We start from the raw sequence: 14,848 nt of genomic DNA on the forward strand, positions 1-14,848 counted from the left end.
TCCTTCGAGTGCTGTTCGAGCTGTGATGTCGGTCTACTTCGGGATGTCGGTCTACTTCAGGATGGCTGGTTTGATGACAGGCGGATCTGATGGCTAGGCAAGCGCGTGCGGAGATCACTCGCGATTCCGTGCTCGCGGGTGCTGCCGATGTCTTTCTGCGACTGGGCTACGCGAACGCGAGCCTGTCGGAGATCATCGCGCAGTCGAATGTGACCAAGGGCGCCTTGTACTTTCACTTCGGCTCGAAGGAAGAACTGGCGCGCGCGGTGGTCGACCAGGGCAATGAGCGACTCGTCAGCGCCTGCCAGGGCTTCTTCGATCCGCGCGTGCCCGCCCTGGAGGCGTGCATCGGGATCACCTACGTGGTCGCGGACCTGACCATGAACGATCCGATGGTCGGCGCCATGCTCAAACTGACCCACCAGATCGGCGACTACCGCGGCGCGAACGGCGACAACATCGCCAAGACCTGGGGCGAGACCCACCGTTTGCTCGCCGAACGCGCCATCGCCCAGGGCGACCTGAAGCCGGACCTCGACCCCGAGACCATCGGCCTGCTGCTGCAGGAGATGACCACCGGCGTGCACATCGTCGCCGTCAGCACCGATTCCATCGACCAGATGGCGAACCGCATGGAACGCGCCTGGTACTTCCTGCTCCCCTCCATCGTCCCGGAGGAGAAGGTCGCCTACTTCCGCGAGTTCGCGGCCCGCCGCCTGCGCCGCTACGTGCTGTAATTTCTGGCCTCCGCTCCGCTCCGGCGGGGTTTGCGGCGCTGGAGGTCCCGGTTCTTCCCTCCGCTCCTCCGCTTCGCTCAGTCCAGAACCGGGACACGCCGCAAACCCCGGAGTGTGTTTGGGCGGGAGTTGTGAGTTCGGGGTGGTGATCGCTTCTCTGCTCTGCTGGGGCCGGCAGCGGGACGCGCCGCACACTCTGGGGAGTTGCCGGTGTGGAGTGGTGAATCCTGGCGGGTGATCGTTCGTGGGTGGAGTTGGGATGGGGCGCGGGCAGGGTGATTCGGGGGCCGTGCGGGGGTGGCGCGCACCCGGTGAGTGTGGTGTGTCGCCTCCGTCGGTGTTCGGCATGCTCGCCGCGTGGGGCGGCGGGGTGCGGTGTCGGCGTGGACTACTAGACTCGGTTGGCCGTCCGAATCGCTGATCCGCGTCCAGGAGTCTGCCCATGTCCTCGAACCGTCCACCTCTGGCCGGACTGGCCGCGGCGGCTGCGGCCGATACGGCGCTGCGGCAGGTCGCGGGGTTGATCGGGCGGGAGTCGGCCATGCTGGTCGCGCCGTCGGCGGTGCGGCCGTTCGTGGCGGCGACCATTGCCGAGCAGCGACCGCTGGTGGTGGTGACGGCCACCGGGCGGGAGGCCGACGACCTCACCGTGGAACTCGCGGAGATCCTGGGCGACGCCGTGGCGCAGTTCCCGTCGTGGGAGACGCTGCCGCACGAGCGGCTGTCCCCGAGCGCCGACACCGTGGGGCGGCGGCTCCAGGTGCTGCGCCGGCTCGCGCACCCCGACGAGACGCTCTACGGCGAACCGCTGCGCGCGGTGGTGACCACCGTGCGCTCGCTCATGCAGCCCATGGCGCGCGGGCTCGGCGATATCGAGCCCATCGTTCTGCGCCTGGGCGCGCAGCACGACTTCGACGAATTGCTCACGCGGCTGGTGGAATTCGCCTACGAGCGGGTCGACATGGTGGGCAAGCGCGGCGAGTTCGCGGTGCGCGGCGGCATTCTCGACCTCTTCCCGCCCACCGCCGATCACCCTGTGCGCGTGGAGTTCTGGGGCGACGAGGTGAGCGAGCTGCGCGCCTTCTCGGTCGCCGACCAGCGCTCGCTGCCCGATATCCCCACCGAGGTGGTGATCGCCCAGCCCTGCCGGGAACTGTTGCTCACCAACGACCTTCGTGAGCGCGCCGCCCAGGTCGCCAGCGAGAACCCGGCCGACGCCGCCCTGGTGGAGATGTTGGACAAGCTGGCCCAGGGCATCCCCGTGGAGGGGATGGAGGCGCTGCTGCCGGTGCTGCAACCGGGCGAACTGCGGCTGCTCACCGATGCCCTGCCGGCGCACACCCAGGTGCTGCTCTGCGATCCGGAGAAGATCCGCACCCGCGCGGCCGATCTGGTGCGCACCGGCCAGGAGTTCCTGGAGGCGTCGTGGACGGCCGCCTCCTTCGGCGGGGCCGCGCCGCTGGGCGCGCACGGTCTCGACCTCGCCGCCTCCGCCTACCGCGGCCTGGACGAGGTGCACGCCGACGCCGAGCGGCGGGGCCTGGCCTGGTGGACATTGAGCCCGCTGGCCGCCGACGATCCGAACGAGATCGCGCTGCCGGTGCTGTCCGCCCCCGCCGCCCGCGGATCCGAGGAACTGGTCGCCACCATCTTCGCGTCGCTGCGCGCCCACGTCACCACCGGCGGGCGCGCGGTGATCGTGGTCGCGGGACACGGTACGGCGCAGCGCGTGCTGGAGCGGCTGCGCGACGCCGAGGTGCCCGCTACGGCGCTGGAGCCGGGAGCGCGGCCGGTCGACGGTCTGGTCGGCGTGCTGTGCGGTTCGCTGCACGACGGCATCGTGTTCGACGACGCCAAGCTGGTGGTGGTCGCGGAATCCGACCTCACCGGCAATCGCGTCACCGCCCCGCAGGAGGGCAAGAAGCTCGCCGCCCGTCGCCGCAATCAGGTCGACCCGTTGGCGCTGCGGGCCGGGGACATGGTCGTGCACGATCAGCACGGCATCGGCCGCTTCGTGGAGATGATCGAACGCACCGTCGGCGGTGCCCGGCGCGAATACCTGGTGATCGAGTACGCGCCGTCCAAGCGCGGCCAGCCCGGCGACCGGCTGTTCGTCCCCATGGACGCCCTCGACCAGCTCTCCCGCTATGTCGGCGGCGAGATGCCGTCGCTGTCCAAACTCGGCGGCTCCGACTGGGCGAACACCAAGCGCAAGGCGCGCAAGGCGGTGCGCGAGATCGCCACCGAACTGGTGCAGCTGTACGCGGCGCGCCAGGCCGCGCCCGGTCACGCCTTCGGCCCGGACACGCCGTGGCAGCAGGAGATGGAGGACGCCTTCGCCTTCACCGAGACCGCCGACCAGCTCACCGCCATCGCCGAGGTCAAGGCGGATATGGAGAAGTCGGTGCCGATGGACCGCGTGGTCTGCGGTGACGTCGGCTACGGCAAGACCGAGATCGCGGTGCGCGCCGCCTTCAAGGCGGTGCAGGACGGCAAGCAGGTGGCGGTGCTGGTGCCCACCACGCTGCTGGCGCAGCAGCATCTGCAGACCTTCGTCGAGCGCACCGCGGGCTTCCCGGTGACGGTGAAGGGCCTCTCGCGCTTCACCGACGCCGCCGAATCGCGCGAGATCATGGAGGGGATGGCCGCCGGTGACGTGGATATCGTCGTCGGCACCCACCGGCTGCTCCAGACCGGCGTCCGATGGAAGGATCTGGGCCTGGTCGTCATCGACGAGGAACAGCGGTTCGGCGTCGAGCACAAGGAGCACATCAAGGCGCTGCGCACGCACGTGGACGTGCTCACCATGTCCGCCACGCCGATTCCGCGCACCCTGGAGATGTCGCTGGCCGGAATCCGCGAGATGTCCACCATCCTCACCCCGCCCGAGGAACGGCATCCGATCCTCACCTATGTCGGCGCGTACAACGACAAGCAGGTGGCCGCGGCCATTCGCCGCGAGCTGCTACGCGACGGCCAGGTGTTCTACGTGCACAACCGGGTGTCCTCGATCGACAAGGCGGCCAAGCGGATTCGCGATCTGGTGCCCGAGGCGCGGGTGGTGGTGGCGCACGGCCAGATGAACGAGGACGTGCTGGAGAAGACCGTGCAGGGCTTCTGGGAGCGCGAGTACGACGTGCTGGTGTCCACCACCATCATCGAGACGGGGTTGGACATCTCCAATGCCAATACGCTGATCGTGGAGCGCGCCGACACCCTCGGCCTGTCGCAGCTGCACCAGCTGCGCGGCCGGGTGGGACGCAGCCGCGAGCGCGGCTACGCCTACTTCCTGTATCCGCCGGAGAAGCCGCTCACCGAGACCGCCTACGACCGGCTGGCCACCATCTCGCAGAATTCGGATCTGGGCGCGGGTATGGCGGTCGCCATGAAGGATCTGGAGATTCGCGGTGCGGGCAATGTGCTCGGCGCGGAACAGTCCGGACATGTGGCCGGGGTCGGCTTCGACCTGTACGTGCGGTTGGTGGGCGAGGCGGTGGAGGCGTACCGCGCCGCCGCCGACGGTCGGCCCATCACCGTGGACGAGGAGGTCAAGGAGGTGCGCATCGACCTGCCCGTGGACGCGCACATCCCGCCCGACTACATCGGCTCCGACCGGCTGCGCCTGGAGGCGTACCGCAAACTGGCCGCCGCGCAGGATGATTCGGCCATCGCGGCCGTGGTCGAGGAGTTGGTGGACCGCTATGGACCGCTGCCGGTGGAGGTGGGCCGCCTGGTCTCGGTGGCCAAGCTGAAGCTGCTGGCCCGCGAGTACGGCGTCACCGAGATCGGCGTCACGGGCACCACGTTGAAGATCGCGCCGCTGCAACTGCCGGACTCGAAACAGTTGCGGCTCAAGCGCATCTACCCCAATACCAGCTACCGCGCCGCCACCGGCATCGTTCAGCTGCCGTTGCCGCGCGTGGAGGACAGTGTCGGCGCGCACCGCATTCGCGATGTGCAGCTGCTCCAGTGGGTGGCCGATCTGCTGCTGGCCCTGGACGGAAAGGCCCAGGGCGCGGTCGATCTCACCGTGGAGACCGAGGTGAGCGCGGCCCGATGAGCGGGGATGCGAACGGGCGCACGGTATCCGGCACCGGGCAGGCGGCCGATACCGCCCGCATGACCGAAGCGCTGGCCGAGGCGGTCGATGTCATGGACCGGCTGTGGAACTTCGGCGGCTGGGAGGTGACCCAGACCCACGACTCGCTGCGCCCGTATCTGCTCGAGGAGACCTACGAACTGCTCGACGCCATTCAGCAGGCCGACGCGCCGACCATTCGGGAGGAACTGGGCGACCTGTTGCTCCAGGTCCTTTTCCACTCCCGAATCGCCGAAGCCGCAGGCGAGTTCACCGTGGCCGACGTGGCCGCCACCCTGGTGGACAAGCTCACCCACCGCAGCCCGCATCTACTCGACGACTCGATCGGCCCCGACGCCACCCTGGAACAGAAGATCGCCGCCCAGGAACGCGCCTGGGAGGAACGCAAATCCACCGAGAAGTCCCGCCGCTCCTGCCTGGACGGCATAGCCATGGCCCAGCCCGCCCTGGCCCTGGCCGAGAAGGTGCTCTCCCGCAGCCGCACAGCGGGCCTGCCGGACCACCTCGTCCCCGACGACCTCCGCACCATCACCCTCGACCGGGGCGACAGCGCCGAGGAACGCCTCCGCAAGTCCACTCTCACCTTCGTCACCGCCATCCGCACCGCCGAGGACCGCGCTGAAGCGGCACGCGGCACGCGCTCCCCACTCACCGCGGACGACTGGCTCCGCTTCTGGCCCCAAGCCTGACCCGCCCCGGCCACCGCTGAGGTCACCGAGTCGCATCGGCGTGATCGACGCCGGTGCGAGCCACCGCGGCTCGGATGCCGCGGATGTGCGTGTGCCTTGGGGCCGGGCCGGCACGGTATCCCGCCGCAGCGCCGCCACCGAGCCAGCCGATCTCCCGGGCGTGCGCCCGCCGCCGGTGCCGTCGGTGAACATTCGCGCCAGCGTGCCCGTGGCGCGCGCGAGGTTGTCGCAGATCCAGTCATTGCCCTGCTCTGTGGTTGGTCCAGTTCGAGTCGTCTACCGTCGTGGCACGGTGTCGCGGATGCGCGTGTCCCGGGCGGGAACGATTCGGGGTCGTCTTCCCGGAGGACGGAGATTTCCGGCGGGAGTACGTGCACCGGTGAGCATTCGCCGGTTCCGGTGGACGGGGTGGCGCGGTAGGTTTCGTGGGAACGGTAGCGGGCAACCCCGAAGGTTCGGGATGTCGGTTCTAGGGAGGCGGCATGCGGGGCCGTGGGATTGCGGCGGCGGTAGCCGTGCTGTTCTTGGTGACCGGGTGCGGACAGGTGGTGGGGGGTAGGGCCGAGCCCGATCCGGCGGTGGCGAGCCTGCCGCGGCTGGGGGCGGAGCAGGTGGGGGAGGTGCTGCTGTCGATCTCGGAGATCGAGTCGATCGTGGACACCAGCGGGCTGACGCAGTCGTACGAGGCGGCGAGTACCGCCACGCCCAGTGAGACCATCAGCCCCGCGCGGTGCGCGGCACTGGTGTACACCGGGCACGACAGCGTGTACGGCGGTGACTGGACGGCCTTGCGCACCAGGGTGTTCCGGCAGCCGGGGGACCGGTACACGCATTTCGTCTATCAGACCGTGGTGACGTTCCGGAACTTCCTCGGTGCGGAGGCGCTCGTCGACCGGTACCGCGCGGTCATTGCCGACTGCCGGGATCGAAACGTCACCGTCGCGGCCTCTGGGCAGGATTCGCTGACCTGGCGGGTCGCCGACACCACCCGCTCCGTCCCCGAGGGGCAGGCCGCGGTCGGCTGGACCACCACCGAGCAGGGCAATGACTGGATCTGCGACAACCTCGCGCGCGCCACGGGCAATACCGTGATCGAGGCCAGTACCTGTTCGGTCGGCAATGCCCGTGCGGCACAGGTGATCGCGGACCGCATCGCGACGGAGGTCGGTCGCCGCTGAGTATTGTTCCCCGCTGCGCGATTTGTGTGATTCGCCCTGTTCGGGGGCAGGAAATAGGGGATCGCCGGGGCTGTGTCCGAGCGCCCGCCCTCCGTACCCTGAACGCCATGCGTTCGCGACGATTCGCCATGGCTGTCGTACTGCTGGGAATTCTGGGGCTCCCGGGGTGCTCCGGGGACGGCGACGCCGCGGGCGGCACCTTCTACGGTCCGGAGCGCTCCCTCGGCGACGGCACGGCGCGGACCTATGTGGTCGTCGGATCCGACGGCGATCCGATCGAGCTCGGATTGCGTTTCACCGCAGCGGCCTTGGACGGCCTGCCGGACCACGACGCGTACGGCGACGCGCTGGCGGGCCGCGCGCCCTTCCCGAAAGCCGAAGTGTACGAACTGCCTTCGCAGGCCCGGGCGACCGCCTACGACCACATCGCCGTCGACTGGTTGGCGCACGGCCATCCGCCGGTCGGCATCTTCGACGAACCGCATTTCGATGTGCGGTTCTATCTGCGTGAGCCGGCGGCCGTGGCGGCGATCGACCCCGCGGACGCGGAGTTCGCCACCAAGGCGGCCCGCTTCCCGGCGGCCGAATACCTGCCGCGCGACTATGTTCCGGCGGGCGACCCGGCCACCGAGACGGTGCCCGGCGCGGGCCTGCGCTGGGTGGATTCGACGACGCCGTTCCACCCGCAGACCTACGAGTTCACCCAGGCCGTGCTCGCGGGCACCTGGGACGGCGAATACCTGTTCGCCGAGCCCATGGTCACCCGGGACTGGCTGCTGACCGAGCCCGATTTCGCCGCGGAGCTGAAACAGCCTGAGGCGGTGCGGAAATCGGGCCACTACGCCACCGGCTACGCCGTGCGCTACGACGCCGCCAGCCGGGAGTACTCGATCGTCCTGACCGGCCTCACCGAGCGCACCGCGTCCTGACGACCGGCCCGGCGCATCGGCACCGAGGTCGGCCGCTGACCGGATACCTCCCGCACCCCACGCCGGTCACTCCTCGGCGAGGTAGCGCTCCACCGTTTCGACCTTCGCCGTCATGGCCCCCGTCACCCCCGGCCGCACATCGGCCTTGACCACCAGGCTGCATCGCGGCGCGACCGCCAGCACGGCATCGGTGGCCTGCTTGACCACCGCCATCACCTCGTCCCATTCCCCCTCGACGGTGGTGAACATGGCATTGGTCTCATTGGGCAGGCCGCTGGCGCGCACCACCCGAACCGCCTCGGCGACGGCGCGTCCCACGTCCGCGCCGACTCCGAGCGGTGTCACCGAGAAGGCGACCAGCATCACACGTTCACGCCATAATCGCGGGCGATACCCGCGAGGCCGGACGCGTATCCCTGGCCGATGGCCCGGAACTTCCACTCCGCCCCGTGCCGGTACAGCTCACCGAACACCATGGCGGTCTCGGTGGAGGCGTCCTCGGTCAGGTCGAAGCGGGCCAGCTCCGAACCGGTCGCCGCATCCACCACCCGGATGTAGGCATTGCGGATCTGCCCGAAGGACTGCCGCCGCGCCTCGGCGTCGTGAATGGACACCGGGAAGAAGACGTTGGTGATCGTCGGCGGCATGGCGGCCAGGTCGACATTGATCACCTCGTCGTCGCCGTCGCCCTCACCGGTGAGATTGTCACCGGTGTGCTCGATGGTCCCCTCCGGCGAGCGCAGGTTGTTGTAGAAGATGAAATGCGCGTCCGACAGCACCCGCATATTCGATCCGCAGGCCAGCGCGCTCGCGTCCAGGTCGTAGTCCGCACCGGTGGTGGTGCGCACGTCCCAGCCGAGGCCGACCTGCACCTTGGTCAGATTGGGGGCCTGCTTGGACAGCGAAACATTTCCGCCCTTGGCCAGGCTGACGCTCATGATCTCCTTCCCCGCGGTGCCCTTCGTACCGCATCCCCACCCGATTATGGTCGAAATGGTGACCTGTTGTGCCAGTTCATTTCTGGAATGGCGGCTCGGACCGCCGGTGATCAGCCCCGTCGCCGCGCGCGGTCAGTCGAGTCCGGCGGCGAGTTCGCGCAGCGCCGCCACGCGTTCTTCCAGATAGCGCAGCTCGCCGGGATCGAGCACGGTGCGCTGGATACCGGCCGCGACCGTGAACGCCGACTGCCGGTGGTCGTCGATGGCCTCCACCTCGATGGCCACCGCCACATAGTCGCGTGCGGTGGGCATGGGATCGGCGACCACCCGCGCGTTGCCGCGCGCGCACAGTGCCACATCGCCGCCGCCGAGAATCAGCAGCGCCACCTCGGGGCGCTCGCGCAGCCGGGCCAGCGAGCCGCGATCGAATTTCAGGCTCAGCAGAATGCGGTGGTCGCCCGCGCGGACCGGCCACGAGACCGGGATGGCGTGCGGGCCGCCGTCGGTGGTCACGAGCACCGCGATGGTGTCGACCGGCCACTCCGGCAGTGCGTCCAACCGCGGATGGTCTGTCGAGGGCTCCTGACGCTGCTGGGCACGCGTAACCATCTTCGTCACCTCACGATCGTGTCGACGCAGCGGGCTGGACTGCGCTACTTGCAGTGTAAGGCGTTGTGACGCTGCCCGGCTGGCGTCCGATGATCACGAACTGCTCACCTGCCGCCGGTTACGGATGTGAAAACCCTTCCGGACCTCGGCACCGATTCGATTGACGAACCGACTTCGGAGGTTCATCATTCGTAACAGTTCCTCGTCCAATCGAGGTCGCGCGAGTAACCGGCCGATGACCGCCCGGTGAAGATCGTCCGCCGCATCCGGCGTCGACGAACGCAGCAGCATCCAACAGGCGCGCGTCGGGCGCGTCGCATGAGTGAGTGAGGTGAGTGCGACATGGGATTCCACCCGCATCGGCAGCGGCTGTATCCGCGCACCATACTCACCGCTCCGTTCTTCTGAATGCGCCCAGCGGATTTCGCGACTCGCCCCGACCACGGGCGGGTCGCGTCGGCCGCATGTGTCCAGACGTGAGGTGATAAGCGCGACAGAGCGGAGAACGGTGATGGTGGATATGGGTGCGGGGCAGCCGGAGACGGTGGAGATGGTGGCGCGGTCGACCGCCGCGAATCTGGCGGTGTCGACGGCGGTGGTGGATGATCTGCGATATCTGCGGGCGGAGCTGATGGCGGCGGAGCTGCCGTTCCTGCTGGTGCGGGACTGCGATCACCGCTTGGTGCTGGCGGTGGACGCCGTGCACCGAGCGGCGCTGCGCCGGGTGCTGGGTGCGGCGATGGTGGCTGGCTTCTCGTGCAATGAGCGGCAGCGCAATGTGTTCCGGCTTGGTCGTGACCTGGATCCGGCGCATCATGTGGAACTCGAACTGTGGGAGTATCACGGCGACACCGTGGAGTGCCCGCGGCCGAACGCCTTGACCCGCACCGTCTTCGATCTGGCCGACGTGGAACAGTCCACGGTGCTGCTCTACGAGCTGAGCTGGCCGACGCTCGCCGGCATGTTCGCGCCCAACGCCACGGACGTGGGTTTCGACATCGACATCGTGTTCTCCTGGGTGGACGGTTCCGATCCGGAGTTCCGGGCGCGGCGCGCGGGCATGATGGCGCAGGTCGTGGTCGGTGAGGGGGATGAGGCCGATGCGCGCATCCGCCAGATCGACGAGCTGCGTTACGCGCTGCGCGCGGTGCACAAGAACGCGCCGTGGATCCGGCGCATCTTCATCGCCACCGACTCCGCGGTGCCGGAGTGGCTCGCCGAGGACCCGAAGGTCACCATTGTCCGTGCCGTGGACCACTTCTCGGACCGCAGCGGGCTGCCGATCTTCAATTCCCATGCGGTGGAATGCCAGTTGCAGCACATCGAGGGTCTGAGCGAGCACTTCCTGTACTCCAACGACGATATGTTCTTCGCTCGCCCGGTGCGCCCGTCCATGTTCTTCACCCCGGCCGGGGTGAGCCGCTTCATCGAGGCGGACACCCGGATCGGGCCGGGCTCGAACAACGAGCGCCGCAGCGGATTCGAGAACGCCGCGCGGGTGAACCGGGCACTGCTGCGGCAGCGGTTCGGCCATGTCATCACCCGGCATCTGGAGCACACGCCGGTTCCCTTGCGGCGCAGCGTACTCCACGAGATGGAGCGGGAGTTCGCGGCGGATTTCGCCCGCACCCGCACCAGCCGGTTCCGGGCCGCCACGGATATCTCGGTGACCAACTCGCTCTACCACTACTACGCCCTGTTCACCGGCCGGGCGGTGCCGCAGGAGCGCGCCAAGGTGCGCTACGTCGACACCACCCTCTACACCGGGCTCGCGCTGCTGGACGGGCTGGCCGCACGGCGCAATGTGGACTTCTTCTGCCTCAACGACGGCAGTTTCCCGGAGGTGCCGGAGGCGGAGCGGGTGCGGGCGGTCTCGGAATTCCTGGAGACCTACTACCCGGAGCCCGCTCCGTGGGAGAAGCCGGCGACGGTGGGCGGAGCGCTGTTCGAATCAGGCGCCGCCTGAACCGCTTTCAGCTGACCGATTCGCCGTCGTTCTCGGGCGTGGTGGCCGGTCGCTGCACGACGTGCGGAATCCCGGCGGCCGGCGGGATGACGATGCCCGCGTCCGCGAGCTTGCGCGCCGCCTGCTCCGGGGTGGCCGGTTCCCCGACCGTCGGCCCCGACCCGATCGGCACCACCGAGTGCACCACGGTGTCCGGGTAGATGTGCACATAGTTGAATGCCTGCGCGCCGTCGCGCCCGCGGATGCCGCCCTGGGCCACCGCCAGGTCCTGGCTGTAGCAGGTCGCCGACGCCACCGACACCGGAATCCCGGCGAAGGTGGCGCTGGTGGAGAAGTGCAGGTGCCCGGCCAGGATGGCGCGCACGTCGGTGCCGTCCAGGACGTCGGCGAGGCGGCGCTGATCGCGCAGCTCCACCGTCACGGCCAGGTCGATCACGCACGGTACCGGCGGATGGTGCATGGCCAGCACGGTCCCGAACGGCGCGGGTTCGGAGAGCGCGGTGCGCAGCCATTCCAGCTGGGCCGGGGTGATCTCGCCGTAGTGGTGGCCGGGCACCGTGGTGTCCAGCACCACGACGCGCAACCCGTCGAACATGTGCACCCGGTCGTACGGCGCGGTGGAACCCGGCTCGTCCAACAGGTTCTCGCGCAGTGCGGTGCGGTCGTCGTGATTGCCCGCCACCCACACCAGCGGCGCGCCGACCCGCTCGGCGAAGGGCTCCACCAGGTTGCGCAGTTTGGTGTACGCCCCCGGCTCACCGTGGTCGGTGAGGTCGCCGGTGAACACGATGGCGGTCGGGGTGATGCCGCTGGCCTCGGCCTGCGCCAGCAGTTGGGATAGGCGTCGCTCGGCGTCCACCGTGCCGTAGAGCGCGGTGTCGGCGGCGATCAGGTGCGTATCGCTGAAATGGAACAGCACGTGATCTGGTCTCGGGTACTCGGCGACTCTGGTGATGTACACGGACATCCTCCCCGGCGGTTTCGTCTTCGCCCTTGCTTGCCGATTCCGTCGGCCAGGATAGCGAAGCCGTTTCTTCCAGCCTGCCCGTGCCCAGTGACGGCATGCTTGCGGAAAGGTGAGATTTACGTGTCGGCTTCAACCACCGAGGCTATTGGCCAGCACCCGGGGATGCTCCTGCTCACGCGCGTCCAGCAGCGCGAAGTAGCGGCGCAGCATCAGCACAGCGGTGGTGGCGAGTCCGGCGGCCAGACCCCACCAGACGCCCGCCGCCTCCAGGTGCAGCGGGTAGGCGAGCAGCAGCGCCGTGGGCAATCCCACAGCCCAGTAGCCGATCAGCGACAGTCGGAACCCCGCCTTGGTGTCCTTCAGGCCGCGCAGCAGCCCCACGCCGATGTTCTGGGCCGCGTCGAAGAACTGGAGCACGATGGCGATCAACAGCAGGGTGTGCGCGAGCGCGATGGTTTCGCCGTTGGCGTCGCCGAGGAAGGGTTTCAGCACCCAGTCCGGGGCGAGGACGTAGGCCACGCCGGTGACCGCGGCGACAACCGCCGCGTAGCGCAGTGCCAGCCACGCCACCGAGCGCGCGTGCGGGTACTCGTCGCGCGCCACCGCCGTGCTCACCAGGATGGACGAGCCGTGCGAGAGGCCGATGGCGACCTGGAAGACGATGTAGACGATCTGGTAGACGACATTGTGCGCGGCCAGTGCGGCCGCCCCCAGCGTGCCCATGACCAGGGCCAGCACCGAGAACATGCCCGCCTCGGAGCCGTAGGTGAGCGCGATGGGCGTGCCCAGCTTCAACTCGTCGCGCACCGTCCGCATGCGCACGGGCCACATCCGAATCGGCAGCGTCGGACCGAGTTTCGGGTCGCGGCGCACCATGGCCCAGAACACGCCGAAGGTGATGAGGAAGACCAGTGAGGTGGCCACGCCGATACCGGTCAGCCCGAGCGCGGGCAGGCCGAGCCAGCCGTACATGAGGCCCAGGGCGAGAACGAGATTGAGCGCCACCGAGCCGAGCGTCACCAGCAGCAGCGCCTGGGGTCGCTGCATGCCGACGGTGTACTGCCGCAGCACCTGGAACCACAGGCAGGGCAGCAGACCCGGGGCCAGCGCCACCATCATGGGCCGCGCCGCCTCCAGCACCGAGGCGTCCTGGCCCAGCCATTGCAGGCTCCAACCGAGCCCGATCAGCAGCGCGCCGCCAAGGATGCCGGCCAGGGTGGCGATGAGGAAGCTCGACCGCACCACCTCGCGCACCTCGCGCTCCGCGCTCACGCCGCGTTTGTCGGCACGGCTCACCGCGATGGCGACCTGATTGCCGGTGCCGGTGATCAGCCCGACGCACATGGTGCGGATCTGGTTGAACAGCACCAGCGCCAGTCCGCCCGCCGCCACCTGCCGCACCCCGAGTGTGCCCATGAGCGCGATATTGGTGGTGGACACCGCCACCTGGGCCAGTTGGGTCAGTGCGATCGGCGTCGCCAGCGCGGTGAGCCGTCGTCCGTCGGATTGCCTGGTGGCGGAGTTCATTTGGCCGCGACTCCGGACACCGGCGCGCGCTGGTCGGCGGGCAGCAGGATGGTGTGGGTCGCGCGCGGGGTGCGCGCCGCCTCGGCCGCCGACGCGGCGTCGCGGCGGGCCGCGGACGGGAGCCGGTCGAGCAGTGCGGCGACGGCGCGTTCGGTCTCGGCGTCCAGGAGGTCGCGGTCGTTCATCCACTCGTCGTCGAACACGGTGTCGAGGTATTTCTCACCGCCGTCGCAGACGATGGTGACCACGGTCGATCCGGCCGGGAAGTCGTCGAGTCGCCGCAGGGCCGCGAAGACCGAACCGCCCGCGGAGCCGCCGATCATGAGACCGAGCTTGGCGGCCAGGACCCGCGCGGTGGCGAACGCCTCCACATCGGAGACCTTGACGCCCTCCTTCAGCAGGCCCAGGTCCTCGGCGACGATCTTGCCCGGATCGGCTCCCTCCGGGGTGCCGGTGCCGGACTGCCAGTAGGGGCCGGCCGGTCCGCCGAAGGCGATGGAGCCGACTGGCTCCACCCCGTAGAGCAGCGGTTCGATTCCGCGCTCGCGCAGGCGGCGCGCGGTGCCGAACATGGAGCCTCCGGTGCCGACGGCGGAAATCAACACATCCACCCGCCCGAGTTCATCGAGCAACTCGTCGGCCAGCGCGTAGTAACCGAGGGCATTGGCGTCGTTGTTGTGCTGTTCGGTGAAGTACGCATTCGGCGCTCTTCCGGCGCCGAGCGCGGCCTCGCATTCCTCGCGCGCCATTTTCTCGGCGAGTTCCTCACGCGCCGAGGTGGAAAGGCTGTCATCGCCTTCCTCCGCTACGAACACCAGTTCGGCACCCATGGCTTTCATCGCGCGCAACTTGTCCCTACAGGCGTGGTGGTCGACCACCGCGGTAAAGCGATACCCACGCTCAGCCGCTACAACCGCCAGGCCGAGTCCGGTATTTCCGGAGGTCGACTCTATGATGTGGCCGCCGGGGGAGAGCAGGCCGCGGTGTTCGGCATCGTCCACCATGGCGCGGGCCATGCGAATCTTCGCCGCGCCGGTGGGATTGAGATTCTCCAGTTTCAGATACAGCCTGGTGCCGGTGTCAGTGGCGGCCAGTTCGAACAGCGGGGTGTGTCCGATCAGGTCTGTCACACGGGTGACAACCGACATCGCGGGATTCTCCTCAGCATCGGGTAGGGCATGGATGGATTCGAGCGCGGCCGAACGGACT

Annotated in this window: 12 protein-coding genes; 6 read left to right on the top strand and 6 right to left on the bottom strand. The window is 68.9% G+C overall.

What is annotated here, in order from left to right:
- Positions 1 to 89 precede the first annotated feature (89 nt).
- From FOH10_RS01860 to FOH10_RS01880, 5 genes are all read left to right on the top strand, one after another.
- On the top strand, positions 90 to 737 hold the full coding sequence (locus FOH10_RS01860) for a TetR/AcrR family transcriptional regulator (protein WP_029931261.1): 648 nt from the start codon (positions 90 to 92) through the stop codon (positions 735 to 737).
- A gap of 442 nt (positions 738 to 1,179) precedes the next feature.
- Complete coding sequence (gene mfd / locus FOH10_RS01865; protein ID WP_143979381.1) at positions 1,180 to 4,797, top strand: transcription-repair coupling factor; 3,618 nt, start codon at positions 1,180 to 1,182, stop codon at positions 4,795 to 4,797.
- Positions 4,794 to 5,525, top strand: a complete 732-nt coding sequence (locus FOH10_RS01870; RefSeq protein WP_425326125.1) for a nucleoside triphosphate pyrophosphohydrolase — start codon at positions 4,794 to 4,796, stop codon at positions 5,523 to 5,525. Before mfd ends, FOH10_RS01870 begins: the two co-directional genes overlap by 4 nt.
- 482 nt (positions 5,526 to 6,007) lie before the next feature.
- Positions 6,008 to 6,703 carry a sensor domain-containing protein gene (locus FOH10_RS01875; protein WP_143979382.1) on the top strand — a complete coding sequence of 232 codons (696 nt, stop codon included), beginning with the start codon at positions 6,008 to 6,010 and terminating at the stop codon, positions 6,701 to 6,703.
- A gap of 107 nt (positions 6,704 to 6,810) precedes the next feature.
- Positions 6,811 to 7,632, top strand: a complete 822-nt coding sequence (locus FOH10_RS01880; RefSeq protein WP_143979383.1) for a DUF5602 domain-containing protein — start codon at positions 6,811 to 6,813, stop codon at positions 7,630 to 7,632.
- A gap of 66 nt (positions 7,633 to 7,698) precedes the next feature.
- Here the strand turns inward: FOH10_RS01880 and FOH10_RS01885 are convergent, their stop codons facing one another.
- From FOH10_RS01885 to FOH10_RS01895, 3 genes are all read right to left on the bottom strand, one after another.
- A complete protein-coding gene (locus FOH10_RS01885; protein WP_143983801.1) occupies positions 7,699 to 7,995 on the bottom strand; it encodes an MTH1187 family thiamine-binding protein in 297 nt (98 codons plus the stop codon).
- Positions 7,995 to 8,570 (bottom strand): TerD family protein, encoded by a 576-nt coding sequence (locus FOH10_RS01890; RefSeq protein ID WP_039817089.1) that lies wholly within the window; start codon positions 8,568 to 8,570, stop codon positions 7,995 to 7,997. The genes FOH10_RS01885 and FOH10_RS01890 overlap by 1 nt, the downstream gene beginning before the upstream one ends.
- Positions 8,571 to 8,702: 132 nt before the next feature.
- Positions 8,703 to 9,179 (bottom strand): pyridoxamine 5'-phosphate oxidase family protein, encoded by a 477-nt coding sequence (locus FOH10_RS01895; RefSeq protein WP_186000682.1) that lies wholly within the window; start codon positions 9,177 to 9,179, stop codon positions 8,703 to 8,705.
- A gap of 511 nt (positions 9,180 to 9,690) precedes the next feature.
- Between FOH10_RS01895 and FOH10_RS01900 the strand changes: the two genes are divergently transcribed.
- Complete coding sequence (locus tag FOH10_RS01900; RefSeq protein WP_143979384.1) at positions 9,691 to 11,145, top strand: stealth family protein; 1,455 nt, start codon at positions 9,691 to 9,693, stop codon at positions 11,143 to 11,145.
- 7 nt (positions 11,146 to 11,152) lie between these two features.
- On the opposite strand, the gene FOH10_RS01905 is transcribed toward FOH10_RS01900, so the two are convergent.
- From FOH10_RS01905 to FOH10_RS01915, 3 genes are all read right to left on the bottom strand, one after another.
- Positions 11,153 to 12,106, bottom strand: a complete 954-nt coding sequence (locus FOH10_RS01905) for a phosphodiesterase (RefSeq protein ID WP_186000683.1) — start codon at positions 12,104 to 12,106, stop codon at positions 11,153 to 11,155.
- 135 nt (positions 12,107 to 12,241) lie between these two features.
- Positions 12,242 to 13,639 carry an MATE family efflux transporter gene (locus FOH10_RS01910; RefSeq protein ID WP_143979386.1) on the bottom strand — a complete coding sequence of 466 codons (1,398 nt, stop codon included), beginning with the start codon at positions 13,637 to 13,639 and terminating at the stop codon, positions 12,242 to 12,244.
- Positions 13,636 to 14,787, bottom strand: coding sequence for a PLP-dependent cysteine synthase family protein (locus FOH10_RS01915; protein WP_143979387.1), 1,152 nt, complete (start codon positions 14,785 to 14,787; stop codon positions 13,636 to 13,638). The genes FOH10_RS01910 and FOH10_RS01915 overlap by 4 nt, the downstream gene beginning before the upstream one ends.
- Positions 14,788 to 14,848 lie beyond the last annotated feature (61 nt).

Origin of the sequence: Nocardia otitidiscaviarum (assembly GCF_007362295.1) — a bacterium.
In the GTDB taxonomy this organism is placed as follows: Bacteria; Actinomycetota; Actinomycetes; order Mycobacteriales; family Mycobacteriaceae; genus Nocardia; species Nocardia otitidiscaviarum.